Genomic DNA, 25,071 nt, shown 5'->3' with positions numbered 1-25,071 from the left:
GGGCTTAGTTAGGTGTGAACAGCTTAATCTTGGTTCGCTGCGCATAGTTAAGTAAGTCAAAATCCTTTTGCCAATAATCGTTTATCGCGGTTTGTAGCAAACCATTAGCGCGCGCCTGCTGTAAAGCCTCTGTCAGAGTTTGCGCCAGCTCGGTTTGGCTAGCGCTTAGATAAAACTGGAAGTCGCTGTCGTACTGCAAAATCAAATGGGGTTCGATGGCCAGCTCTGGATGCAGCGAGGCCTCATTGACCACTTCGGTAAATCCGCGAGAAAAATAGTCCACACCACGCGAGCGTTTGGCGACCATCTTATACAAGCGCCGCCATTCACCATCTATTTCCTGCGCTTTCAGATGATTGGCGTGCCAGATAGCCACGTCGAACCAGTGCTTACCAAAACCGCCAGTTTTATTTAGTTGCCTAAACTCTTCGAGTGTCGTGACCGAGCGATAGGCATCGATTTCAGAAGGAGGAACCAACAATATGCGTTGACCAACCAAGCCCTGAGTTAAACCGAGTTTAATCGCTATCAAATCTGGGTCTTGGTCACGCTGCTTTGAAGCCAGCAACCACATCACACTCAAATCGCCGCTGCGTAACATCGATTCGGCGCGCTTCTGCGGCAAATTATCCGCTGGCACTTCAATAGTGACTTGATGTCCAGCAGACAGTAATACTCGTTCTAACAATTGATGGTAATAAAGGTGGGAATTATCCGCGTAGGCGGGTAAACGCAAATGAATGTTCGCCGCTAGCGAAGGCACGCTTAGCAACATCAATCCTACAATCAGCGTTCTCATTTCAATGGTCCAAACACGTTTTAATCTAAGGCTATCAAGAGTTAGCTCAGAAATAAAAAGCTGCCTTTAAAAATGTTACTTAAGACAGTATTTGTTAGAAAAAACATTAAGCAACGGCCCCCGCTGGCCGCTTGGCACCAGCCAAGTCCGATTGGTCTTATATTGACCTAAGCCTAGGAGGCTGGCAAACTGCGCGCGCGAGTCGCCACATTTGGGTGACATCTTTTAAAAACGTGTTACCACTGTGCTATTTAAGTCGAGGAGAATACAAATGCCACAACCACAAGTTGCCATCGTGATGGGATCAAAAAGTGATTGGCCCACTATGGAAAACGCCGCCGAAGTACTACAACAACTTGGCGTAGAATTTGAGGTTGAGGTTGTTAGCGCCCACCGCACTCCCGATAAATTAATGAGCTTTTCCGCTGGTGCAGCTGAGCGTGGCATTAAAGTGATCATTGGCGGCGCCGGCGGCGCGGCTCACCTACCTGGTATGATTGCCTCGAAAACCCGCTTACCGGTATTGGGTGTGCCAGTGCAAAGCAAAGCCTTAAACGGCATGGACAGCTTACTTTCCATCGCTCAAATGCCCAAAGGCGTGGCAGTGGGCACCTTGGCGATTGGCACCGCAGGGGCCTATAATGCCGGCCTATTTGCCGCGCAAATTCTTGCCACCAACGATGCTCAATTAGCCGAGCGCATCGAAGCCTTTCGCACAGCTCAAACCGAATCAGTATTAGCCAACCCCGACCCACGAGTGGCTGAGTAACTAGGAATTAAGCATGAATAAGATATGGATTTTAGGTGCCGGACAACTTGGCGCAATGTTAAAACATGCTGCACAGCCATTAAATATTGAAGTGCGTCCGGTTGAGACCGATGAAACGGAAACCTTTGACATAGCCAACGACGATATTATTACCGTTGAGCGTGAACACTGGCCAAGTACCGCGGCCACCGAGCAACTCACTCAGCACCCCCGTTTTCTTAACGGACCAGCACTGGCACAACTGGCCGACCGAGCCAGCCAGAAAAAATTGCTTGATTCCTTACAACTCGCTACCGCGCCTTGGGTCGATGTAAAAAGCCCACATACTGCGGAGCAATTGTTTGGCGAACTCGGCGAGCGAGTATTATTAAAGCAACGCTCGGGCGGCTACGATGGTAAAGGCCAACATTGGTTGAAGCTTGACGGCAACGCCGAACAACGAGCCATTCCTCAAGCTTGGTTAGATCATTGTATCGCCGAGCAAGCGATAGCCTTTGAAGAAGAAGTCTCACTGATCGGCATGCGCCACGCCAATGGCGAAATGGCCTTTTACCCGCTGGCGATCAACCAGCATCACCAAGGCATTCTGCTAGCTACGGTATCACCGGTTGTAAGTAAGGCTCACTTGCAAAGCCAAGCCGAAGGCATGTTAGCCAAACTAATGAACGCCTTAGACTATGTGGGCGTAATGACCATGGAATGCTTCCAAGTTGGCGATAAGTTATTAATTAACGAAATAGCCCCACGAGTGCATAACAGTGGTCACTGGACTCAGGCGGGTTCTAGCTTGAGCCAATTTGAAGCGCACATTCGTGCGGTGGCAGATCTGCCACTGGTGCAGCCGCTGGTGAAAACCCAAAGCGTAATGCTTAATTTGATCGGTGTCGATTACAACACCCAATGGTTAAGTGTTCCCGGTATTGAGGTATTTTGGTATGGCAAAGAAGTGCGCCCAGGCCGCAAGGTGGGTCACATCAACATTAGCATCGCCGATCGCCAACAATTGTTAACCAGCCTCGGTCAGTTGCAGCCGCTGATGAGCCCGGTCTACGCAGACGCCATCGAATGGCTAATAAAACACCTAGATTAATCCCACCGATAGCGGTATAAAACTTTATGCCGCTTAAAACTCAACCAGTGTAACTATTTTAATTGCGGGCAAATAAGCCCCAAGCCGATATTGAAGGAACCAGCTTGCTTCATAAAATTCTCAACATTGGGACAGCCAAAGGCCATCGTCATAGCGTTCGTATGACCAACCTTTTCATCGTGCTTGGCCTGCCTTTGTTAACTGTGAACGTGGTGATTCAAGGTCTTGAACACCAGATATCGGCACTTGAATTTTGGCTAGTGAACGGCTTGATGATGCTGGCTTTCTGCGCCACTATCCTATTAAATTACCTGGGACACAACGAACTGGCTAAGGCTTGGATCTTAGTGATGTTTGTGATCGATATCGGCATTGCCTCGACCCGCTGGTTTGGCATTGAATCACTGATGTTCTTCCACCTAATTGTGGTTTATCCGGTGGCATTTCTATTGTGGCAAGATAAACCTCTTTTGAGACGCAGCATCATATTCTTTATCACCGTAGTTTTTTTTAGCCTCTTTTATTGGCCGGGGGAACCGATGTTTCCTAGTGATATTCAGCATAAGCACTCCACCATGGCCATGGTGTTCATCAACTGTGCCATTTTGCTCAGCATTATTGCCAAGCTTTTTTCCAATGACACCTTACGTGCTCACCAAGAATTAGCCAAGAAGGCCAGTGTCGATCCACTCACCAATATTCTTAATCGTCGCGAATTAGAACGCCAGTTAGATATTCAGCAGCAAGAGCTAGCCAGTATCGCGGTAATGCTATTTGATATTGATAATTTTAAGGCCATCAACGACCATTATGGCCACTTGGTGGGCGACAAGGCGCTCAAACACTTAGTGGCCTGTATCAGTCAACAGCTGCCCTCAAATACCTTATTTGCTCGCTTCGGTGGTGATGAGTTTTGTATATTGTGGCCGAATTGTCAGCGTCAAGTCGCCCAGCAATATGCTCAACAACTGGTAGAGAGTGTCGCCAGTCGCCAACTTACCTTACCGCAGGGCACGTTTACCATTAGCATCAGCATGGGCTTAGCCTATGAAACCCAAAGAAAAGATTTATCAAGATTACTGATCGACGCGGATGATGCCATGTATGCTGCCAAGCGCTGTGGGCGTAACAGGCTAATATGCCATTGGTCTATGCCAAGTCCGGCTAGTTCGCAGTAACTATCCGCCACCCTCGCTATTGATTAATCTCGTAAACTAGGAGCACACATTGAGCTATGAATGGCTTGCCTTGTTGGCTGCCTGCCTATGGGCTGGCACCAGCTTAATTTCGGTCACGCCCAGCCGCCACCTGGGTGCCTTTGCCTATAGCCGCTGGCGAATGGGCTTAGTCAGCTTAATGCTAATTAGTGCCAGCTTATACAACAACCAATGGCAAAACATTAGCTTGGAACAAGCCAGCTGGTTTGCCCTATCCGGCTTTATCGGGGTATTTGTTGGCGATACCGCATTATTCGCTTGCATGAATCGCTTTGGCCCGCGCCGAGCCAGCTTACTGTTTGCCTGTCATGCCGCCTTTTCAGCCTTGTTTGGGGTATGGCTATTCAATGAACAATTACTGGGCTGGTCCTTGTTGGGCGCGGCTTGCTTATTCGGCGGGGTATTACTGGCGGTAAGCTTTGGTCGTCGCGCCGAACAGCATAGTTGGGAGAACATATCCGGTCCGGTCTATGTGGGTTTAGCCCTTGGCCTTGCTGCGGCGCTGTGCCAAAGCATCGGCACGGTGATGTTAAAACCACTGATGAGCCAGCCAGAATATAGCCAAATCGATCCGGTAGCAGGCTCGGCTATCCGTATGCTCAGCGCATTTATCGCCCATTGGCTATTTTGGCTCAGTGGCCATAAGCTAGCGCGAGCCCAACGCCCGCTCAACCGACGCTTATTGTTGATGATCGCCAGCAATGGCTTTTTAGCCATGGCCGTAGGCATGACCTTGATGTTATTTGCGCTGCGTTATGGCGACGTCTCTGTGGTGGCCTTATTGTCTTCTACCTCACCGGTATTAGTGCTACCACTGCTGTGGCTGGTCACCAAACAAGCGCCCACTCGCTCGGCGTGGTTTAGTGCCGGCCTAGTCGTGATCGGCAGTGGCTTATTAATCTTTGCTTAGCCAACTAAGCCTTGCTACCCGCTGGCGGTATTGTGCGCACCGTCAGCGGGGGTCCTTCGCTTAAGCAACGAGACTCGCTAATGGTCTTACTCGGCCAACCATTGAGCGACATCTTTGGCAAAATAAGTCAGAATGCCATCGGCGCCAGCGCGTTTAAAGGCCAACAAGGATTCCATCACCACCGGGCGCTCAGCCAACCAACCATTTTCAATGGCGGCTTTATGCATCGCATATTCACCACTCACCTGATAGGCAAAAGTAGGTACGGCAAAAGTATCTTTTACTTGGCGAACCACATCTAGGTAGGGCATGGCGGGTTTTACCATCACCATGTCGGCACCTTCTTCAATATCTAAGGCCACTTCGTGCAAGGCTTCTTGACCATTCGCCGGATCCATCTGATAAGTCTTCTTATCACCACCTTTTAAGTTTGCCGAACTACCGACGGCATCGCGAAACGGGCCGTAGTAATGAGAGGCATATTTTGCCGAGTAAGCCATAATCATGGTGTTGTGATAACCGGCTTCTTCTAGTGCTTCGCGGATCGCCGCAATGCGTCCATCCATCATGTCTGAAGGCGCAACGACGTCAGCACCCGCAGCGGCATGGGATAAAGCCTGCTTCACTAAGACTTCGGTGGTCACATCATTTTGCACATAACCCTGCGCATCAATGATGCCGTCTTGACCATGGGTCGTAAAAGGGTCTAAAGCCACATCGGTCATCACCCCTAATTCAGGAAAAGCCTGCTTCAAGGCGCGCACAGCTCGTTGCGCCAAGGCATCCTCAGCATAGGCTTGTTCAGCTAACAGTGATTTATCTTCACTCGGTGTTACCGGGAACAAGGCCACCATGGGCACACCCAGTGCGACTAACTGTTCCGCTTCTTTAACTAAGAGATCAATGCTAAAACGCTGCACCCCTGGCATAGAAGCCACCTTTTCGGTTTTATTCTCGCCCTCAATGACAAACATTGGATAAATTAAATCGTCTACCGAAAGCTGATTCTCGCTGGCTAAACGACGAGAAAAATCAAAACGACGAATGCGACGCATACGGGTGGCAGGAAAAGCTCTTGATACGCTCACTTAGCGCTCCTTACTGGTTATCTTTAGGCATCTATGGTTACTTTAAGCGCCTAGCTCGACACGAGCAAGTACTGCTGCCACTTTGCCCACTATTCAAACAGTGGCAAGCTCGCTACAAGCCTTGAGCCACGGTTTAACGAGCAGCAAAAGGAAAACGTTTCCACCGCAGCTTGGATTTGCTAAATTAGCGTCTTGGTTTGGGCTCATCATTGAGTCTAGCGAGGATATTTTTCAGTCTCATCATTTAAATAATTGGAGCATACATGGCCACTATCAAAGACGTTGCTGCCGCCGCTGGCGTATCCGTTGCTACGGTCTCACGAGTGGTCAACAATGGCCCCAAGGTCAGCGCCAAAAACCGTAAACTGGTTAAGCAGATAATGTTGGACTTAGGCTATCGGCCAAATGCTAATGCCCGCGCCTTGGTCACCCAAACCAACCGAACCCTTGGACTGGTGTTCAGCGAACTGACCGATCCATTTTTTGCGACCTTGGCAGGCGGTGTAGAAAAAATCGCTCGCAGTAATAATATTCAACTGCTGATCAGTAACGGGCTGGTGAGCGCCGAAACCGAGCAGCAGGCCATTGAAACCCTATTAGAACAACGCTGTGAAGCTATTGTGGTGCACTCTAAGGCCTTAAGCGAACAAGCGCTGATCGGCTACGCTGAAGCAGTGCCCGGCTTGGTATTAATCAACCGTTATATTCCAGCCATCGCCCATCGCTGCGTGTGGTTAGACAACCAGGCAGGTGGAGAAGCCGCGGCCCGCTATTTGCTATCTCTGGGCCACCGTAACATCGCTTGCATCACCAGTAACTACGATATTGAAGACCCGCGCTTACGCTTAGCCGGGATCCAAGACGCACTGCAGCAACAAGGCTTAAGCTTAAATGAGCAAGCTAGCGCCGAGCCCAATGAAATTGGCGGCGAACAAGCAGCACAAAACTTATTGGCTCGTGGACTCAATTTTACTGCGCTCATCGTCTATAACGATGCCATGGCTTCTGGGGTCATTTCGGTACTCTGCGACAACGGTTACCGCGTGCCTGAAGATGTTTCGGTGGTAGGTTTCGATGATGTGCTATTGTCGCGCTATCTGCGCCCCAAACTCACCACCATGCGCTATCCGATTGAAATGATGGCGATGGAAGCCGCTGAGATGGCGCTAAAGCTGGCCAATCAAGAGCCCGTGGCGAGCTTGCATAAATACCTTCCCACCTTGGTGAAGCGCGACTCGGTCGCGCCACCTAAAGGCTAGCACTGGGCACTTAAATACCCAGCTTGTCACGTAAGTTGTAATAAACCGCCCCCAAGGCGGTAAACGGTACCTGTAAATGACGCCCACCGGGGAAACGGTAGTGATTTAACGAGGCAAACACATCAAAACGCTGTGCTTGGTCACTTAATACTTCAGCCAGTAGTTTACCAGCCAAATGGGTACAGGTAACACCATGACCACTGTAGCCCTGCAAATAATAAATATTGTTATCTAGGCGGCCAAATTGCGGCATCCGCGAATAGGTTAATAGGAAATTGCCGGTCCACGCATAGTCCACTGCCACACCTTTAAGCTGGGGGAATAGCGCTTCAAACTTGGGCCTGATTTGCTTCTCAATCGAGGCCAAGGGCTTGGCCCCATACACCACGCCACCCCCAAACAACAAACGCCGATCAGCCGTTAAACGGTAGTAATCAAGCAAGTAATTGCAGTCTTCTACGCAGTCATTTTCGGCCAATAACTGTTGGCATAGATCTTCACTCAAGGGTTCGGTCGCCACCACTTGCGTGCCACAACGGATCGCCTTATCACTCAGTTTCGGCTCTAGCTCACCAAGATAAGCATTACCAGCAAACAAAATATAGTTGGCCGTCACCTTGCCTTGCTCAGTCAGCACCGTGGCGGGCTCACCCGGCTGATAGCTAAGTACTGCAGATTGCTCGTAAATCTCACCACCCAAACTCAAGATCGCTTCAGCCTCACCCAAGGCCAAGTTGAGCGGATGAATGTGGCCGCCCTTCATGTCTAACAACCCACCCTGATAGGCTTGAGTGCCAACCCGCTTAGCTAAGTCCTGCTTATCCAACAATTGTAATTGGTGATTACCAAAACGCTCCCAGTTGGCTTTTTGTTCGGCTAGCGCACGCATCTGCTTGGCATTAAAGGCCGCAAATATTCCCCCGGGCTGGTAATCACAATCAATTTTATATTGGTCAATGCGCGAACGAATGATTTCGCCACCTTCAAAAATCATTTCATTTAAGGCTTGAGCGGTCTTTTGATCATAGCGCTGCTCAATCACATCCACATCGCGGCTATAACTATTGACGATTTGTCCGCCATTACGTCCCGTCGCGCCAAAGCCCACCTTGGCGGCTTCTAGTACCACCACATGAAAGCCTTTTTCCGCCAAATGCAAAGCCGACGACAGGCCGCTAAAACCGGCGCCAATAATACAAACATCGCAGCGCAGCTCGGTTTGTAGCTGGGGAAACTCACGCATATTGTTGCGGCTAGCCGCGTAATAAGATTCGGTATGTTGCTGCATCAAGGCTCTCCTTATTCGCTAACATGAGCCGCCGCGGCGGTAACAAACTGACTAAAAATCGCCTGAGAAATGGGCTGGGTCGTAGCCTGCCATTCCGGGTGCCATTGCACGGCATAAAAGAAGGGGTGGTCTTGCAGGCGATAAGCTTCTATCAAGCCATCTTCCGCTTTCGCTTCCACCACTAAACCTTCGGCAAGCCGATTAACCCCTTGATTATGCAGCGAGTTAACCATGATGCTGTCACTGTCGAGCCATTGTCCGAGCCAACTCAAAGGCTCCAGTGTTAGACTATGCTGCTCGGCATATTTAAGCGCAAAGTCGTCGTTCTCTGGCTCGCGGTGCTCAACGCAGCCACCTAGTTGATAAACCTTGTGATGCAAACTGCCACCCAAGGCAACATTCATTTCCTGAAAACCACGACAAATGCCTAACACCGGCAAGTCATGCTGTTTAGCATAAGCCACAATGGCGAAGGCCAGCTGGTCACGACCGGGATCCAGACGTGGCTCACTGTGGCTAGCACCATAAAGGCGTGGTTCAACGTTGGAATGACTACCGGTTAATAACACCCCATCGAGCTGCGACAGCACCGCCTCTAGGCTTTCCCCCTGCAATTGATGGGGCAAAATGATTGGCGCAGCCCCAAAGTCGGTTATCGCGTTAAGGTAAAACTCATTAACCGTTTGTACCTGATAAAGTCCTTGCGGCTTATGGCAAGTAATCACTCCAATTAGTGGCTTTTTTTCACCCTGAGACATCGACAAACTTCCTTTTCATCCATCTAAGATATAAATCTAAGGTGGCATAGCACGCGACCAATGTAAATTATATTTAACACACATAAACACAACAAAATACCAAATAAAACAAAAGCGACTAAAAATCATAAGTTTAAAATAATTCAGTTTAATTTTGATTATTTGAGAATAAGAAAGGAAGACTTATAATGAACACTTTGGCTCAGTTTTAATATTTAGCACTAAGCCGTAGCAGGGTTTGGCCTTACAGGCTAAAATGCTTTGCCAGTAGCAAACGGATCAGTAGTGCTTTCTCTCCCATGGCTGAAAAAATTAAAATTACCATTAAACTCAACCCTAGCCAGTCGACAGCTTCGACACCGCCCATAGTCAGTGCGCCGAAACCCCCTTTTGACCTACGAAAAATTACTGGCGCAATACTGCTATCGCTGAGCGTGCTCGCCACCAGCATTTATTTTATTCAGCCCTTAACCGCTCAATCGGTAGAACCCAGCGTGATATTAAGCGAACAGACTGAAACTAGGCTTAGCGCTCCACCCACACCACCGCAGGCAAACTCTGCGAGCAGTGAAAAAGCGGCTCAAACCTCACAAAGCCCAACACAACAAACCATTATCACCATCAACAACCACGACTCAGCTAATGAGAATGCCAATCAAGCCTTGCTGCCCACCACAGAACCGGCCAAGCTTGCCAGCGACAATAACCAGCAACAGCCAGATGAAACGCGCACACTAAGCGTAACCAAGCCAGTTGAGCCAACCAGCCTCGCACTTAATGACCAGCATGCAGATAGCTTAAGCAGCCCTGCAGAGCCAGCACCAACCAGCGGCGGCCTTGAAAACAACACTCACCAACCAGCCCAACACTCGTGGTTCAACCAACAGCTGGTGCGAGCGCAATTAACATCAAACATACACCAGCGAGAACCTCAAGATAGGCTCGATAATGTCGCGTTGGCACAGCTCAACAAGCTGTATTTATTTGTTGAATTAAGACAAATGCAGGGGCAAACGGTGGAGGTTCATTGGTATAAAGAGCAGCAGCTACAAGCCTCTGTAGCACTGGCGATAGGCGGCCCACGTTGGCGCACCTATGCCAGTAAGCTGTTTAATAGCCACAGCCGCGGACAATGGCGAGTAGCGATTTTTCAGCAGCAACAATTAATTTTCGAGCAATACTTTACAGTACAATAGTCAGCAACGAGTCTATACATCTCTCGCAACGGCTACATAGATAAACTTAGGAGGTGCCATGGAATTAGAGCTAATCCGCAGTGCTTTGGGCTGGGGAGCCCTTATCAACATCGCCGTATTATTATACTGGTTCGCATTTTTAACCCTTGGCCATGACTGGACTTATAAGCTGCATTCCAAGTGGTTTAAATTGAGCGAAGAAAAGTTCGACCGCTTTCACTACCTAGGCTTGGCACTCTATAAAACAGCGATTATCGCGTTCTATCTAGTGCCTTACATCGCCCTGAGTATAGTGCTCGATTAGTCGGTATATAGAACGATGGACTTCGCTTCATTAATTGAATAGCCCGCCGTTGCCACACCTTCGACTGTTTGGATTTGAGTATGAATGGTGCCTTCAACCCACACTGGCTGCCATAAATCTTCCAGTTGTAGACCCTGACTATAACGCACATAGACAATTTGGTTAGGCGGTGGTGGCGGATAATGCAAACAAGCACCAAAGTATGGCACCAGCAAAAACTCCTTCACCACTTCACCTTCACTGTCTAAGGGCACCACAAAGCCGGGGATCCGTAAGGACTGACCGTCTAGATCTGGATTGATGCTCACGTTAAGGTTTTGCTGGCTAGCCTCCCCTAAGGGCGCATCATGATTAATCTCTGGCATGGCCATTTGTCGTTCGTTCTCTGGCAACAACTGTTCCCAAATATCGATACCGTCGGCGAATGAGCGTAGGCTCACTAGCAATAGCAGTAATATGTAATGCGTTAACTTCATTTTTTGAGTCCCTAAATTCTAATGCTCATACCGTCACTTAAAGAGTAACGATACGCCCGCCAGGCCGGTAACACACCAGCGATAAAACCTACTAGCACCACCGCCAACAACAAATAAAGCTGCTGTAAGTTGGGCCAAGTTAATACCAAGTAAAAGCCAAATTGACTCAACAACACGGGCTTCGCCGCCGCTAAAATAAGATACATGCTAAGCAGACCTAATACAGCCCCTAGCACACTTAACAGCAAAGCTTCTAGCAACAACAAACCAAAAATATGCCGAGGTTTAGCGCCTACTGAACGCAATATCGCCATTTCTCGACGACGCTCTTTTAGGCTTACCATTAAGGTACTCAGCATGCTCATCAAGCCAGTAATCACTACACAAATTGATACTGCCAGCAAGGCGCTTTCGGCAATGCTCAAGATACCCCATAACTCTTGCAGGGCTACCCCAGGCAAAATCGCCAGCAAGGCTTCATCTTTATATTCATTAATTTGTCGCTGAAGGCTAAAAATTTGCAACTTAGACTGAGTCCCCAGCATCATCGCCGTAATGCTGCTCGGAGTTAGCTGCTGCTCGCTATAAGCTTGCTGCTGAGGTGGTAAATGAATCGCTTCAATGCCGGCTAAAGAGGTGATCACACTGCGATCTACCGGCGTGCCTGTTGGCTCCAAAATGCCACTTACCACAAAGGGATAGTGCTCATGATTAACAAAGCTCACCGCCGCTAAACCATGAGCTACCACTATCTTGTCACCTAAGTGATACTGCAGTTTACGGGCAACTTCTGCCCCCAATACCACATCATAGGTATTTGCCAAAGCCTGACCTTGAGCAAAGCGCAGCGGCTGCTTGTTAGCATATTGGTAATGCTCAAAGAAACTATTGGTGGTTCCCATCACTCGATAACCTCGATGAGAGTCACCTAAAGAAATCGGAATCGCCCATTTTACCGTAGGCTGCTGAGTGATCTGCTGATAGCTATCCCAAGAAATATTATTGGTCGCATTACCGATACGAAATACCGAATACAATAACAATTGAGTGGGACCACTACGGGCTCCTACAATCAAGTCGGTACCCGATATGGTAGAAGCAAAGCTCGACTTAGCTTGGGTGCGTAGGTTCTCTACCCCCAACAACAACGCCACACTCAGCGCAATCGTCAGTAGGCTTAACAGCGCGGTACCGCGCCGTGCCCATAGGCTATGCCACGCCAAATTAAGCAGACTCATGAGCACCTCCCAGATTCAAGGCGGGAAGATCCACCACCTGCTGAAAACGCTGCGCCAAATCTTGGTCATGACTCACCAGTAACAAACTGCTGTCGCAGTGTTTCAGCTCGGCCATTAACAAGTTCATAAAGTGCTCTCGGTTAATTTTATCCAGCGCCGAAGTGGGTTCGTCGGCAATAATTAACTCTGGTGAACCGATCATCGCCCGCGCCGCAGCGACACGCTGCTGTTGGCCGATGCTAAGTCTTCCCACCGACTGTTGCAGTTGTTTATCGGGTAACTGTAAATGCGCCAATAAACGCCGCGCCTCTTCCAGCACGCTGGCAGAACGACTCAAGGCGCGCTGTTTGCGCAACTGAGAGAACTGGCAGGCCAAGGCCACATTCTCCAACACCGACAAATAGGGCAAAAGATTAAATTGCTGGAACACATAGCCAATATGGTCAGCCCGCAATTGGTCACGCTGGGCGGCCGATAAAGCCGCGCAATCCTGCCCCATAAAGCTTAGTCGCCCTTGCTGGGCGCTAATCACTCCAGCAATTAAGCTCAGCAGGGTAGATTTACCACAGCCACTGGGGCCGTGAATGAAGGTATGGCTGGCTGCTTTGATGCTAAGGTGGGGGATATGAATGGCCGGGTGAGATTCACCCGGCCACGCAAACACCACTTCATCTAAAGCCAGTAGAGAAGTAGCTTGAGACATCTTAGAGTTTCACCTGGTTATTATTGGGACCAAGATCGACAGCCACTTGGCCACGTTCGCTCACTCCCTGAACTCGAATCTTATGTAGATTAGGGAAAGCCTTGAACCAAAGTAGCTCGATGCTAGTTAATTGCTCGGCATCTTGACAACTAAACAAGTAATTCAAGTTTATATCCTGATGGGCTGCATGCTCATGCCCTTCATCATGATCATGCTCGCCGTTGTGCTCGTGCCCAGCATCGTGGTCATGCTCAGCGTCGTGCTCGTGCCCAGCATCATGGTCATGTTCTGCATCTTGCTCGTGCCCGGCATCATGGTCATATTCTGCATCATGATAGTGGTCGCCATCAGCTAATTCACCCCAGTCTTGACTTAAGTTGCTTAACTCACACTCTGCTTGATTAAACACAAACAGTTGCTCTATTTGCTGCACTGTCTGTTGAGCCGCTTGCAAAGTTTGCCGCTGCTGCTGATTAACCGGAGCATGCTCAAAGCCAAGTAAGTTGTCGGCTGGAGAATGCAGCTCTATTTGTAACTCACTGCCATTGGCAGCAAAAAACAACTCTGCCACACCATGTTGGTGAGCAGATTGGGCGCTAACCGCACCCGAGAATAGGCCAACAGAGCCTAAGAAAATTGCGCGTAATTTCATTGTAAGTTCCATGTATAACTAAATATAAACAGCCTTAAGCGGCAAGCTTAGATAAAGCTTGGGGCTTGGCTCAAAATGGTATCTCGATTAGTTATATGCAGGCGGGGCGCGCGCTTGGGCTCGCGCTGGAACTTGATATTGATAAGCACTGGCAGACAGCACCAGTAAGACAAACAGCACTAAAGGCACCATTAGCCCTGCGCTGCTGGCGACAGCACTAGTTAATTTATGCAGTTGTAAGCAGAGCTGACAGTGCTGATCATCATGACCGGGATCGAGGCGCTCAAGCTGGTGCTCAGCCCAAATAGCAGCCAGCCAAAGTACTGATACAATCAGTACCCAAGTAAGCGCCTTGTGCCAAGTCGGTTTATTCATCTTAAGCTGTTACCCTGCCACTACTATGACTCTACTATCTTCACTTCATAAGAGCCGAACTTACGAATGTTTATCACACCATTGTTAAAGATTAAATACTGTCCCTTAATACCTTGTAATTGGCCTTCCACTAACGGATTTTTGTCTAAGTTGAAACTGCTGATTTTGCTAGGATAACTGGCCACCGGATAAGATAAGTCCTGCACCGGCTGTTCTGGTAGACGCTGTATCGACTGCTCACCAAAGCGGTCCTTTAGCTGGGCTAAGGCGCTCTCAATCTCCGGCAGCAAACGCTCCCGCTCGGCCACTAAATCCAATTCCAGCGCATCTCCTTTAAGCATCGCTCGCCAGTTGGTTTTATCGGCAATGAGTTTCGCTAGTTCCACTTCCACCAAACCTGAGAGTTGTCGAGTGGCCACTTTTAGTATTGGCAAAGCTTGAGTGGCGCCTTGATCAATCCAACGCGTCGGGATCTGAGTATGACGGGTGATGCCCACTTTCAAGCCCGAGGTATTGGCCAAATAGACAAAATGAGGAATCATGCAATGCTCATCTCCCCACTCTGGTTCGCGACAGGTTCCTTGGTCATAATGGCAAGTTTCCGGCTTCATGATGCACATATCGCAACTAGCCAGCTTCCGCATGCACACAAAACAATAACCTTGGGAGTAACTTTTCTTACTGGCTTTACCGCAGTTACGACAATTAATCTTGCCAGTAAACTCAAAAGAAAAGATTTTGCCTATCAAAGGGTTAAGATGTAGTTCTTGTTCGCCTATAGGAAGGTAATATTGGATTTGCTCGCCCAATTCGGCGCGCATTTTTGATAAGTGACCCTGCATCCTGATCTAGCCTTTGCGGTATAAGTTGGGCTGAGCAGTCTAAAGCAAAGCGAGCCGCTGTCAAAGCTTGGCGTAACCCTAATAAGGATAGTCTTGGTCATCCCCTAGAGCATCAAGCATCAGTGCCCTTAGTTCTCCGCTTTCGATCATCTGCAACATCACCCGCTCAAATTGCTTCTGCAAATATTCGCCTCGTTTATTTGCAGCAAAACAAAAAGTCGAACCGTATTCCACCACATTATCAATAATAACTAACTGCTGATAATCACCGCCAAGTTTAAGCAAAGCCTGTTCGATTTCATCTCGATACTCAAGCACCGCATCCACTCTATCTAGCTTAAGCAGTTTAATCATCTGCTCAAGGCTAGCGTACTCCTTATAACGCGTGCCAGCGGGAAGCTGATCACGCCAATCATAACCAATCCGCGAGACCACAAACTTACCGTTTAAATCTAGCGAGGAGCGAAAACCGCTGGCTAAGCTCTGGGAAGTCAGCATGTCTGAGCGGTCTACTTCCACCAAGGAAGCACCACAGCGCGCGTCATCAAAATCGTCCTCCGAGGCACCAAACACTAAATCGACTTGCTGCTGCTCTAACATCGCAAGGCTGCGCGCATAAGGCATAAAAGTGACACTGTACTGATAACTCGGAAAAATCCGCTCGAATAAGGCGAAGTAATAACCACTACCGTCACGATTAGTATAATTAGCCCATTCTTGGGTCGCTATCATGATGGTGGTGCTTGCAGCAAACGACGCCAAGTGAAGACAATAAAATAGCAAGCAACAACAGTATTTCACATTTTTTACCTAGCGCGGACCATACCCACTGTAAGCATAGTCAAACAGCGCTATTGAAGGCTCGGATTTAGTAATAACTTATATGATCCCCTCAGGGATTCCGTTCTTTTTTGCCAAAGAGCTCCTTGTTTCTGCTCGAGAAACACGCTCTGCGCCGCGTAACATCGCGTCAATTAACTCGCCCGCATCAAATTTAGTTAAGGCTTCATCGGCCCCCACTTGGTGAGCCCGGTCAACGCTAATTTCACTCGATAAAGAGGTATGCAAAATAATATAGGCATCGGCCACACCTGGGTCACTACGCACTTCAAAGGTCAGTTCATAGCCATCAAGCCCCGGCATTTCTATGTCGCTCACCAACACATCAATCGGCTCACCAGCAGCGGCCGCTTGTTGCATCATTTTAAACGCCGTGGCCCCATCACTGGCAATTTGATAATCAATTTCAATGCTGTCTAAGGCTCCAGCTAACTGCTTTCTTGCGGTAGCCGAATCGTCCACCAGCATAATCTTCAACTGGCTCAAAATGGCTTGGTCAGGCAGACTAACAGAAACACGCACCTTGCTTTCATCGTCTGGGAACACGGTGGCAATCAGCTTTTCTATATCCAGTAGCTGCACCAATTTGTCATCTACTCTGGTAACCCCTGTAACATAGGCATTTTTGCCCAATGAGCTAGGTGGTGGATCGATGTCGCGCCAACGACATTCGGTGATTCGCTCAATGCCACGCACTAAAAAACCCAAGGTTTGGCGGCTCACATCGGTGATAATAATTGAGCACGATTCGCGCTCTTCTTTGCTAATAGGCCGGTAGCCAACGGCAGCAGCCATGTCGATAACCGATACGGTTTGGCCGCGCAACGAAGCAGAGCCTAATACGTAGGGGTGGGAGTGAGGCAAAGCAGTAAGCCGTGTATAAGGCACAATTTCACGTACTTTTAGGGTTCCAATCGCAAATAGCTGGCTCTGCGATAACCTAAAATGCAATAAACCTTGGGTTTGACTAGTAGCGCTACTCATCATGCATCCTTCATGTCAAAAATAACGATCAGTTAAACACAGCTTCGCCCAATGTTGGCTCAACCACAACATCCTTTTGGCGAAACTGTTCACAAACATCTTTAATTATAGTGCTGCTACAAGCCACATGAGGCTGAGTGGCCAGCGCCACAACAATATCAATTGCTGGTAACGGCGGCATAGTGGTAGCGCACACTTCTTGTAATTCACCTTTACTCGAACGCGCCATCGCCGCCACCGCTAAACCTTGTTTTACCATACCATAGAGTCCACTATGATTGGCACTGGTGGCCAGCAAACGATAAGGCCGTTCAGCCTTATCTAAACCGGCAATGGCACTGCTATGAAACTTGCAATCAGCTTCGTATAAGGCCAGAGGAATAGGCTGCTGTAGCGACAGGTCGCGCTGCGGATGACTCACCCACACCCCTTGATCGTGGCGCAATAAATAGCCCTCATCGCTATCAGGACTGCGGGTTAGAATGGCTAAATCTAACTCTCCGCCATCCAAACTTTGGCGTAACTGATAACTGGGAGCAGCGCGTAAGCGCAGCCGCAAATTCGGCAGCGCCTGCTGTAGTAGCTCTGAAAATAGTGGTAATACCGAGACACTGTAATCGTCGGGGCAACCCAGCCGCAGTTCAACCATAGTGTGGCTGTTCTTCATTTCCATTAAGGCTTGATCATGCAGACTCACAATGCGCCGCGCATAGCTAGCTAAGGCCTGCCCTGCAGGAGTTAACTGCAGGCTTCGGCCTTCTTTAATAAACAAGGGACTGGCCGCTTGTTGCTGCAATTTTTTCATTTGCGCACTGACCGCCGATTGAGTACGAAAAGTTTGGCTAGCGGCACGGGTAAAACTGCCACTTTCAACAAAGGCCAGCAAACTGCGTAAGGCGTCAATATCCATAGTTACCCATCATCAAGATTAATACTTAGTATTAAAATTTATCGTTATTCAAGTTGCCAGTAAATTGCCACACTAGCCAAACAAACACATCGGCAAGGAGCCACTATGATTTTGCATGACTACCTTCCCTCAGGCAATGGCTATAAGATCCGCCTGTTGCTCAATCTGCTTGATATCGACTACCAAGTAAAATGCTATGACATTGTCGCCGGGGAAACCCATACTCCTGCCTTTTTAGCTCTTAACCCCAACGGCAAGATCCCGGTATTAGAGTGGGATGATGGCCGTACTTTGGCTGAGTCTAATGCGGTTTTATATTATCTGGCTCAGGGCACGCGCTTTTGGCCAAGCGATCCTTGGTTGCAGGCGGAGATATTAAAATGGATGAATTTCGAGCAATATAGCCACGAGCCTAATATTGCCTCAGTGCGTTTTTGGTTGAGCCATGCTGGCATGAATGAGCTACGCCAAGCCCAACTCGCCGATAAACAACAGCAAGGCTATGCGGCGCTGGAATTAATGGAACAGCACTTAAAGCAGCATCAATATTTGGTTGCAGAGCAGTTAAGCATTGCCGACATTGCGCTATACGCTTATACCCATGTAGCGGAAGAAGGAGGCTTTGAATTAAGCCGCTTTGGCGCAATTCAAGACTGGTGTCAGCGAATTGCCAGCCAAGCAAACTATATTGCGATAGATGACGATACTAAGGTCTGCGCTTAGGCTATCAGCGCCAAGCCCACTTGGCTTAAGTGGGCTCGGCTCAATACTTACAGTTTAACCAGTAATTTGCCTTGGTTTTCACCGCTAAACAATAAGTTAATACCATCGATAGCCGAAGCTAAACCGTCTAGTACGTGCACTCGATATTGCAGTTTTCCTGCTTGTAGATAGCCTGCTACCTGCTGCATTAATTGCGGCGCCTTATCAAAATGATCGGGCATGGTGAAACCTTGAATCGACAAACGTTTCTTAATAATCTGCATCCAGTTTGGTCCCGCCGAAGGCTGCTCGCTGTTGTAATCAGCAATCATGCCACACACCACAACACGGCCAAAGGTGTTCATATTATCGAAGGCCACCTGTTGAATCGGCCCACCAGTATTTTCAAAATAGATGTCTATACCGTTCGGGGTCAGCTCGGCGACTTGTTCTGCAAGCTGTTCAGACTTGTAATTAACCGCACCATCAAAGCCCAATTGCTCCACCAACCAACGGCACTTTTCATCACTACCGGCTACGCCAATTACCCGCAAGCCTTCAGCCTTGGCCATTTGCCCCACTAAGGAACCAACTGAACCAGCCGCGCCACTGACCAACAGGGTTTCTCCAGCCTTGGGTTTAGCTATGCCAAGCAAGCCTTGAGCAGCCGTCATTCCTGGCAACGCTAATACCGCTAGCACCGCTTCTGCTGACAAACCTTCGGGTACTAAATTGACCCCGGCACCGTTACTGATGGCCTGTTCCGTCCAACCGAACATTCCCATCACTCGTGCACCTTGAGGAAAATCTGGGTGGCGTGACTCCACTACTTCACCAATGCCGCTAGCGCGCATTACCGCCCCTAATTCTACTGGTGGAATATAACTATTGGTGTCTTCGCTCATCCATCCACGCATTGCTGGGTCTAAAGACATGTGAGTTTGTTTCACTCGAAATTGCCCTTCTTGTAGCTCAGTTGGTGAGTGCTCTCTTAACTCGAAACAGCTGGCTTCGATCACATTAACGGGACGTTTTACAAGATGAACGGCTTGATAGCTAGACATGATGTTTCCTCTAAATAGCGGGTGTAATTGTTATCAAAAACATTATAAATAAAACCACAACTGGCAATAAATGACCAAATTAGCTAAACTTTTTTGTCTTTATGACAAAAATAGCCCTATGGATAAACTACGCGCACTTCACTATTTTGCCCACTTGGCAGAATCGGCCAGTTTTACCAAAACCGCAGCTGCTTTTGACGTTCCGGCCTCATCGGTATCGCGACGCATTGCCGACTTAGAAGCGCTGTTGCAACAGCAATTACTTGAGCGTAGCACTCGGCAGGTAAAATTGACCGAACTCGGTGCCCTGTATTACCAACAAATTTTACCCGCTCTCAGTAGTTTGGATGATGCAGAAGCGCTACTGAAACAGCAACAAGCTCACCCCAGCGGACTACTCTCCATCAGCGCCATGCCCAGTTATGGCGAACGTTGCCTAACGCCAATTTTAAACGAGTTTTCTCAGCGCTACCCCGATATAGTGTTGGATTTGCATTTTAGTGACCAACTGACCAACTTACGCCGCGACCCCATCGATATTGCCATTCGCGGTGGCCAAGCTCCCGACGAGCGCATCGTGGCGAAAAAGCTCACCAGCAACCATTTTGTTTTGTGCGCCTCTCCAGCTTACCTCGCCAAATACGGTACACCTAACTCGGTGCTAGATCTTAATCAGCACCTCAGCTTACGTTATCGAGGCCCAGGCAAAGTATTGCCTTGGCTGGTCAAGCGACCACAGGGTTGGCAAGAGTTACAGCCGAAAATTCGTCTCATCAGCAACCATGGTAGCCATCTGTTAAATGCCGCCAAAAATGGTGAGGGCATTGCGCTATTACCCGAGTGGGGGGTTCAGCAAATGCTTGATGAGGGCAGCCTGCTGCGGCTGACTCTCGACCACGAGGTTACTGTAGCGCCTGTAGAGACCAATGGAATTTATCTTTTATACCAACGGCTTAAATATCAGATCCCCAAAGTAAGGGTGGCTGTAGACTTTATCACCGAGCATTTGGCGCAAGCTCCAAGATAAATTTATAGCAGCCGGCGATGCAACAACTGTTTCAACTACAAAAACAGTTAACTTAAGCAGAATATATTGGTTGCATCGTTAAGTTGTTTAATATTTGCACTTTTCTCTGCAGAATAGTTTGTTAAGCTAATGTTAATAGGGATTTTGACGTTCAGCGCAAACTGCGCTTTAAGCTCTTAGCAAAGGGATCTGTATATGAGTGAGTCGGTCAATGACCATCAATATGTTCGTTTTGTCGATGTAAAAAAAAGCTACGATCAACGCAGCTTAGTGGTAAAAAACTTCAACCTAGATATTAAAAAAGGGGAGTTTGTTACTCTATTAGGGCCTTCTGGCTCGGGAAAAACCACCTGTCTCATGATGTTGGCTGGCTTCGAAGATGTCTCCAGCGGACAAATTCTGGTAAATGGCCAAAACATTACCAATGTCGCTCCCTATAATCGCAACATTGGCATGGTATTTCAGCATTACGCCCTGTTTCCTCATATGACGGTCGCCGAAAACCTCGCTTATCCGCTGATGGTACGCAAGCTACCCAATGAAGTAATTAAACGTAAAGTGGCCGAATCTTTGGCCTTGGTTGAATTAGAAAACTTTGGCAAACGCTATCCAGGCCACCTTTCCGGTGGTCAAAAACAACGGGTCGCACTGGCTCGTTCGCTGATTTTTGAACCTTCGATTGTACTGATGGACGAACCGTTGGGAGCCTTGGATAAAAACCTTCGCGAACAAATGCAACTCGAAATCAAACGTCTTCACGAGTCCATCGGTTTTACCGCTATTTACGTCACCCACGACCAAACCGAAGCGCTTACGATGTCTGACCGCATCGCGGTGTTTAATGATGGCGTAGTGCAGCAATGTGCCGCTCCTGATGTACTTTATGAACGTCCGCAAAACGCCTTTGTGGCCGACTTCATCGGTGAAAACAACCATCTTGCGGGCAAGGTCTTAGAACGCAATGACAACCAAGCCAAGGTAGAATTAAGCGACGGTAGCATTGTTAAAGGTCTAGCCATGGACTGCCCTGACGTCGGACATAGCTGTGTCCTTGCGGTGCGTCCCGAAAACTTATTCATTGAAAGCGACAAACATCATTTCGAAAACAGTATTGAAGCTGAATTTATGACCCGCCTCTACGTGGGTGATTTTATTCGTTACTTCTTCAAGTTGAGCGACAAAACCGAGCTGATGGTAAAAGTACTAAACGATCACGATGCGCCTAATATCGCTGCTGGCGCAATCAGTAAGCTAACTTGGTCAGTTAAAGACGGGTTAGTGTTTACTCCCCCCCAACGATCTTAATGCTAAAGGATGGAACCTATGAAACGACTACTCCCAGCAATTGCCCTTGCATCACTGTGCAATTTCGCCAGTGCAGACCAGCTCACCGCGGTGTCTTTTGGCGGCGCTTATGGGGCGGCCCAGCAAAAACACATGCTGGATCCCTTTATGGAAAAAACCGGTCACAAAATCTTGTTTGAAAACTACTCGGGTGGTATTGCCGAAATTAAGGCGCAAGTGGAAAGTGGCAACATCCTTTGGGATGTTATTGATGTAGAGGTAATTGACTTAGAGCGTGCCTGTTCAGAAGGCCTGTTAGAAGTTATTCCGCACGATACACTGCCACCAGGTGATGATGGCACCCCAGCAGCCGAAGACTTCAGTGAAGCGGCGCTAGCCAATGAGTGTGGTGTGGGTAACATCGTTTGGACAGTACTGTTTGCCTACAATAACGACACCATTCAAGGCGGCCAGCCTAGCAGCATTGCCGACCTATTTGACACCAAAACCTACCCCGGTAAACGCGCCCTGCGTAAACGCCCTCAGGTTAACCTCGAGTGGGCATTAATTGCCGACGGTGTGCCAAAATCTGAAGTCTACGATGTTCTCGAAACTGAAGAAGGCCAAGCACGCGCTTTTGCTAAATTAGCCTCAATTAAAGATGACATTGTTTGGTTTGATAGCTGGTCACAAGCCCCACAGCTACTTAATGATGGCGGTGCGGTAATGGTGCAATCAGCCAACGGCCGTATTTTTGATGCGATTCAAAGTGAAGGCAAACCCTTTGAAATGGTTTGGGATGCTCACCTCTACGATTTAGACGTTTGGGCGATTGTGAAAGGTACTAAGAAAAAAGAACTAGCGATGGAGTTTATTCGCTTCGCCACTGGTTCAAAACCCTTAAGCGGCATGCCTGAAGTCGCTTACGGTCCAACCCGTAACTCTTCTTACGCTTATGTGGATGAAGCGGTCATTCCTAAGTTGCCTTCTTCTCACCTAGATGAAGGGGTTAAAGCCTCTGGTGAATTTTGGGCCGACTATGGCGAGTCTTTAGGCGAGAAGTTTAACGAATGGCTACTTAAATAAGCCAGCCGCAAACTAGAGGTGAAGATGGATAACAACAGTCTTAGTGTAGAAGAAATCATTCACAGCCGGCGCTTAATGAAACGCAAAAAGCGCCTATTGCTGCTGTTTACTATGCCGCTGTTAATATTTGTCTTCATCACCTTTATTTCGCCAATAGCCACCATGCTCTACCGTAGTGTCTACCATCCTACGGTGAGCCAACTGATCCCGCTGACACTAGTAGAGTTAGAGCGCTGGGATGAGACCGCCGAGCAACTCCCCAATGGCGATGCCTTAAAGCAATTCAGCCTTGAACTGCAACAACTGGCCGAACAACGTTTATCGGGCAAGCTAGCTGAAGAAATTAACCGCTTAAAACCAGGCAGCTCTAGTTTAATCAAATCTAGCGCGCGCAAACTGAAACGTAAAAGTGTTGATGAACTCAATCAGCAAGGCGATCAACTGCTGCTCAGTCACTCTAAAAAATGGCAGGATATTAGCGTATGGCGAGCCATTAAACGTGCTGGCCCGGCATTTACCGACAGCTATTATCTCACCACCTTAGATTTACAACGCAATAGCGATGGCGAGATAGAACAGCGTGATACCCAAATTTATTTAAAGCTATACTGGAAAAGCCTAAAGATTGCCTTAATCATTACTCTGTTAACGGCGCTGCTGGCTTATCCCTTATCTTATTATTTGGCGAACGCGCCAAGTAAAATCGCTAACCGTTTAATGGTATTAGTATTGTTGCCGTTTTGGACCTCACTACTGGTACGCACCACCTCTTGGATCGCCATTCTGCAAACCAATGGCGTAGTCAATTCTACCCTGATGAAAATCGGCATCATCGATCAGCCTCTAGAGCTGCTTTACACTCAATTTGCCACCATCATCGCCATGACTCATATCTTATTGCCGTTCATGATTCTGCCACTGTACAGTGTGATGAAAAATATCGACCCCAGTTATTATCGGGCGGCCTTGTCGTTGGGCTCGAAACCACTTCCGGCTTTTATCAAAATCTATCTGCCAATGACCGTGCCCGGCGTCAGCGCGGGTGCCTTGTTAGTATTTATTATCTCCATTGGTTACTACATTACCCCTGCCATCGTGGGTGGTACCGAAGGGCAAATGATCTCTAACATCATTGCCTTCCATATGCAGTCTTCAAACAACTGGGAGTTGGCCGCAGCACTAGGCTCATTATTACTGGCGCTAATCATTGGCTTGTACTGGCTCTACGATCGCTTTGTCGGCGTGAATAACATCAAGTTGGGTTAACTATGAAAAACTACCCTAAATACTTTACCTTCTGGCACATCTTCGCCCACTACGGCCTGCGCTTTAGCTCGCTGCTGGTATTAGCGTTTTTAATGTTGCCGATCTTAGTCATTATTCCTCTGTCGTTTAATGTTGAGCCCTTCTTTACCTTCACCGACGGCATGTTGGCCTTAGACCCAGAAGCCTACTCCTTAAAATGGTATGCCGAAATTTGGCATGATGATAAGTGGCTGTTGGCCATTAAAAACAGTTTCTTGATTGGCATTTGTGCCACCTTAATCGCCACCGTATTAGGTACGCTAGCGGCCATTGGTTTAAGCAATCCAGCTATGCCTTGGCAAAAATTATGGATGGCGATTTTATTGTCACCGATGATTGTACCGCTGATCATCACCGCCGCGGGCATGTACTTTTTTTACAGCCAACTCAACTTGGCTGGTTCCTATTTAGGCGTTATCTTAGCCCACGCTGCCTTAGGTACCCCCTTCGTGCTGATCACCGTTAACGCTGCCTTGTCAGGCTTTGACTATTCCTTGGTGAATGCCTCGCTGGGGCTAGGTGCTCGCCCTACCTTTACCTTTTTCAAGGTGATCATGCCCTTGATTAGACCGGGAGTGATCTCTGGTGCCTTGTTTGCCTTTATTACCTCCTTTGATGAAGTGGTAGTGGTGCTGTTCTTGGCTGGTCCAGAGCAACGCACCATTCCTCGCCAAATGTTTTCTGGATTAAGGGAACAAATTAACCCCACCATTTTAGCTGTGGCCACCTTATTAATTCTAATCTCTGCGCTATTACTGTTTACTATTGAATACTTGCGGGCACGTGCCGAGCGTATTCAAACCGGCGACCTCGACGATTAACCGAGCAAGCTCGGTTAATCTCAGCACCTTCCCTTGCTCATTTTAATTGAGCTAAAAAATTAAATAATATTGCTCAAGGCTATT

Annotated in this window: 27 protein-coding genes; 13 read left to right on the top strand and 14 right to left on the bottom strand. The window is 48.2% G+C overall.

Translation table 11 applies throughout. The features are described from left to right. Window positions 1-4: 4 nt before the first annotated feature. Complete coding sequence (locus tag ACQY6Q_RS12885; protein WP_427982002.1) at window positions 5-799, bottom strand: hypothetical protein; 795 nt, start codon at window positions 797-799, stop codon at window positions 5-7. 271 nt (window positions 800-1,070) lie between these two features. On the opposite strand from ACQY6Q_RS12885, the gene purE reads away from it, so the two are divergent. From purE to ACQY6Q_RS12865, 4 genes are all read left to right on the top strand, one after another. Continuing rightward, window positions 1,071-1,568 carry a 5-(carboxyamino)imidazole ribonucleotide mutase gene (gene purE / locus ACQY6Q_RS12880; protein WP_427982000.1) on the top strand — a complete coding sequence of 166 codons (498 nt, stop codon included), beginning with the start codon at window positions 1,071-1,073 and terminating at the stop codon, window positions 1,566-1,568. Window positions 1,569-1,581: 13 nt separating this feature from the next. Beyond that, the gene (gene purK, locus ACQY6Q_RS12875; protein ID WP_427981998.1) at window positions 1,582-2,658 is read left to right on the top strand and encodes a 5-(carboxyamino)imidazole ribonucleotide synthase; all 1,077 of its coding nucleotides are present in this window, start codon (window positions 1,582-1,584) and stop codon (window positions 2,656-2,658) included. Window positions 2,659-2,762: 104 nt separating this feature from the next. Beyond that, complete coding sequence (locus ACQY6Q_RS12870; RefSeq protein ID WP_427981996.1) at window positions 2,763-3,836, top strand: GGDEF domain-containing protein; 1,074 nt, start codon at window positions 2,763-2,765, stop codon at window positions 3,834-3,836. A 49-nt stretch (window positions 3,837-3,885) separates the two neighbouring features. Then, on the top strand, window positions 3,886-4,785 hold the full coding sequence (locus ACQY6Q_RS12865; protein WP_427981994.1) for a DMT family transporter: 900 nt from the start codon (window positions 3,886-3,888) through the stop codon (window positions 4,783-4,785). A gap of 86 nt (window positions 4,786-4,871) precedes the next feature. Here the strand turns inward: ACQY6Q_RS12865 and hemB are convergent, their stop codons facing one another. Then, the gene (hemB, locus tag ACQY6Q_RS12860) at window positions 4,872-5,873 is read right to left on the bottom strand and encodes a porphobilinogen synthase (protein ID WP_427981993.1); all 1,002 of its coding nucleotides are present in this window, start codon (window positions 5,871-5,873) and stop codon (window positions 4,872-4,874) included. A 263-nt stretch (window positions 5,874-6,136) separates the two neighbouring features. Here hemB and ACQY6Q_RS12855 point away from each other — a divergent pair, with 263 nt between their 5' ends. Next, window positions 6,137-7,132: a substrate-binding domain-containing protein gene (locus tag ACQY6Q_RS12855; protein ID WP_427981991.1), complete on the top strand. Its 996-nt coding sequence runs from the start codon at window positions 6,137-6,139 to the stop codon at window positions 7,130-7,132. 10 nt (window positions 7,133-7,142) lie between these two features. Here the strand turns inward: ACQY6Q_RS12855 and ACQY6Q_RS12850 are convergent, their stop codons facing one another. Then, complete coding sequence (locus tag ACQY6Q_RS12850; protein ID WP_427981989.1) at window positions 7,143-8,420, bottom strand: NAD(P)/FAD-dependent oxidoreductase; 1,278 nt, start codon at window positions 8,418-8,420, stop codon at window positions 7,143-7,145. An 11-nt stretch (window positions 8,421-8,431) separates the two neighbouring features. Next, the gene (locus tag ACQY6Q_RS12845; RefSeq protein ID WP_427981987.1) at window positions 8,432-9,178 is read right to left on the bottom strand and encodes a gamma-glutamyl-gamma-aminobutyrate hydrolase family protein; all 747 of its coding nucleotides are present in this window, start codon (window positions 9,176-9,178) and stop codon (window positions 8,432-8,434) included. Window positions 9,179-9,477: 299 nt separating this feature from the next. On the opposite strand from ACQY6Q_RS12845, the gene ACQY6Q_RS12840 reads away from it, so the two are divergent. Both ACQY6Q_RS12840 and ACQY6Q_RS12835 read left to right on the top strand, forming a co-directional pair. Next, window positions 9,478-10,374, top strand: coding sequence for a DUF2914 domain-containing protein (locus ACQY6Q_RS12840; protein ID WP_427981986.1), 897 nt, complete (start codon window positions 9,478-9,480; stop codon window positions 10,372-10,374). Between the two features lie 58 nt (window positions 10,375-10,432). Then, entirely contained in the window at window positions 10,433-10,678 is a 246-nt protein-coding gene (locus ACQY6Q_RS12835) for a DUF6868 family protein (RefSeq protein WP_427981984.1), read from the top strand. Here ACQY6Q_RS12835 and ACQY6Q_RS12830 read toward each other — a convergent pair. The 9 genes from ACQY6Q_RS12830 to ACQY6Q_RS12790 form a co-directional block, all read right to left on the bottom strand. Further along, window positions 10,675-11,154, bottom strand: a complete 480-nt coding sequence (locus tag ACQY6Q_RS12830; protein ID WP_427981982.1) for a DUF3299 domain-containing protein — start codon at window positions 11,152-11,154, stop codon at window positions 10,675-10,677. The two genes, ACQY6Q_RS12835 and ACQY6Q_RS12830, sit on opposite strands and share 4 nt — an antisense overlap. Window positions 11,155-11,165: 11 nt before the next feature. After that, a complete protein-coding gene (locus ACQY6Q_RS12825; protein WP_427981980.1) occupies window positions 11,166-12,392 on the bottom strand; it encodes an ABC transporter permease in 1,227 nt (408 codons plus the stop codon). Then, complete coding sequence (locus ACQY6Q_RS12820) at window positions 12,379-13,095, bottom strand: ABC transporter ATP-binding protein (protein ID WP_427981978.1); 717 nt, start codon at window positions 13,093-13,095, stop codon at window positions 12,379-12,381. The genes ACQY6Q_RS12825 and ACQY6Q_RS12820 overlap by 14 nt, the downstream gene beginning before the upstream one ends. 1 nt (window position 13,096) lies before the next feature. Beyond that, window positions 13,097-13,747 carry a DUF2796 domain-containing protein gene (locus tag ACQY6Q_RS12815; protein WP_427981976.1) on the bottom strand — a complete coding sequence of 217 codons (651 nt, stop codon included), beginning with the start codon at window positions 13,745-13,747 and terminating at the stop codon, window positions 13,097-13,099. Between the two features lie 87 nt (window positions 13,748-13,834). Further along, a complete protein-coding gene (locus ACQY6Q_RS12810; protein ID WP_427981974.1) occupies window positions 13,835-14,122 on the bottom strand; it encodes a hypothetical protein in 288 nt (95 codons plus the stop codon). A gap of 23 nt (window positions 14,123-14,145) precedes the next feature. Continuing rightward, the gene (locus ACQY6Q_RS12805) at window positions 14,146-14,964 is read right to left on the bottom strand and encodes a DUF2797 domain-containing protein (protein WP_427981972.1); all 819 of its coding nucleotides are present in this window, start codon (window positions 14,962-14,964) and stop codon (window positions 14,146-14,148) included. Window positions 14,965-15,042: 78 nt separating this feature from the next. Next, on the bottom strand, window positions 15,043-15,696 hold the full coding sequence (locus ACQY6Q_RS12800) for a substrate-binding periplasmic protein (protein WP_427981970.1): 654 nt from the start codon (window positions 15,694-15,696) through the stop codon (window positions 15,043-15,045). A 147-nt stretch (window positions 15,697-15,843) separates the two neighbouring features. Continuing rightward, the gene (locus ACQY6Q_RS12795; RefSeq protein ID WP_427981968.1) at window positions 15,844-16,788 is read right to left on the bottom strand and encodes a chemotaxis protein; all 945 of its coding nucleotides are present in this window, start codon (window positions 16,786-16,788) and stop codon (window positions 15,844-15,846) included. 28 nt (window positions 16,789-16,816) lie between these two features. After that, the gene (locus ACQY6Q_RS12790; RefSeq protein ID WP_427981966.1) at window positions 16,817-17,698 is read right to left on the bottom strand and encodes a LysR substrate-binding domain-containing protein; all 882 of its coding nucleotides are present in this window, start codon (window positions 17,696-17,698) and stop codon (window positions 16,817-16,819) included. Between the two features lie 105 nt (window positions 17,699-17,803). On the opposite strand from ACQY6Q_RS12790, the gene ACQY6Q_RS12785 reads away from it, so the two are divergent. Further along, window positions 17,804-18,421 (top strand): glutathione S-transferase family protein, encoded by a 618-nt coding sequence (locus ACQY6Q_RS12785; protein WP_427981964.1) that lies wholly within the window; start codon window positions 17,804-17,806, stop codon window positions 18,419-18,421. 47 nt (window positions 18,422-18,468) lie between these two features. Here ACQY6Q_RS12785 and ACQY6Q_RS12780 read toward each other — a convergent pair whose 3' ends face one another. Further along, window positions 18,469-19,464, bottom strand: a complete 996-nt coding sequence (locus ACQY6Q_RS12780) for an NADP-dependent oxidoreductase (protein WP_427981962.1) — start codon at window positions 19,462-19,464, stop codon at window positions 18,469-18,471. 118 nt (window positions 19,465-19,582) lie between these two features. On the opposite strand from ACQY6Q_RS12780, the gene ACQY6Q_RS12775 reads away from it, so the two are divergent. The 5 genes from ACQY6Q_RS12775 (at window position 19,583) to ACQY6Q_RS12755 (ending at window position 24,987) form a co-directional block, all read left to right on the top strand. Next, window positions 19,583-20,491: a LysR substrate-binding domain-containing protein gene (locus ACQY6Q_RS12775; protein ID WP_427981960.1), complete on the top strand. Its 909-nt coding sequence runs from the start codon at window positions 19,583-19,585 to the stop codon at window positions 20,489-20,491. A gap of 195 nt (window positions 20,492-20,686) precedes the next feature. Next, a complete protein-coding gene (locus tag ACQY6Q_RS12770; protein WP_427981958.1) occupies window positions 20,687-21,796 on the top strand; it encodes an ABC transporter ATP-binding protein in 1,110 nt (369 codons plus the stop codon). 18 nt (window positions 21,797-21,814) lie between these two features. Next, entirely contained in the window at window positions 21,815-22,861 is a 1,047-nt protein-coding gene (locus tag ACQY6Q_RS12765; RefSeq protein WP_427981956.1) for an ABC transporter substrate-binding protein, read from the top strand. A gap of 24 nt (window positions 22,862-22,885) precedes the next feature. After that, window positions 22,886-24,127 (top strand): ABC transporter permease, encoded by a 1,242-nt coding sequence (locus ACQY6Q_RS12760; RefSeq protein ID WP_427981954.1) that lies wholly within the window; start codon window positions 22,886-22,888, stop codon window positions 24,125-24,127. A 2-nt stretch (window positions 24,128-24,129) separates the two neighbouring features. Then, window positions 24,130-24,987: an ABC transporter permease gene (locus ACQY6Q_RS12755; protein WP_427981952.1), complete on the top strand. Its 858-nt coding sequence runs from the start codon at window positions 24,130-24,132 to the stop codon at window positions 24,985-24,987. The last annotated feature ends 84 nt before the right edge of the window (window positions 24,988-25,071 follow it).

It is taken from the genome of Agarivorans sp. (assembly GCF_050295395.1).
Lineage (GTDB): Bacteria > Pseudomonadota > Gammaproteobacteria > Enterobacterales > Celerinatantimonadaceae > Agarivorans.
Note: the sequence above shows the minus strand (reverse complement) of the source record. Positions and strands in the feature narration are given on the sequence as shown.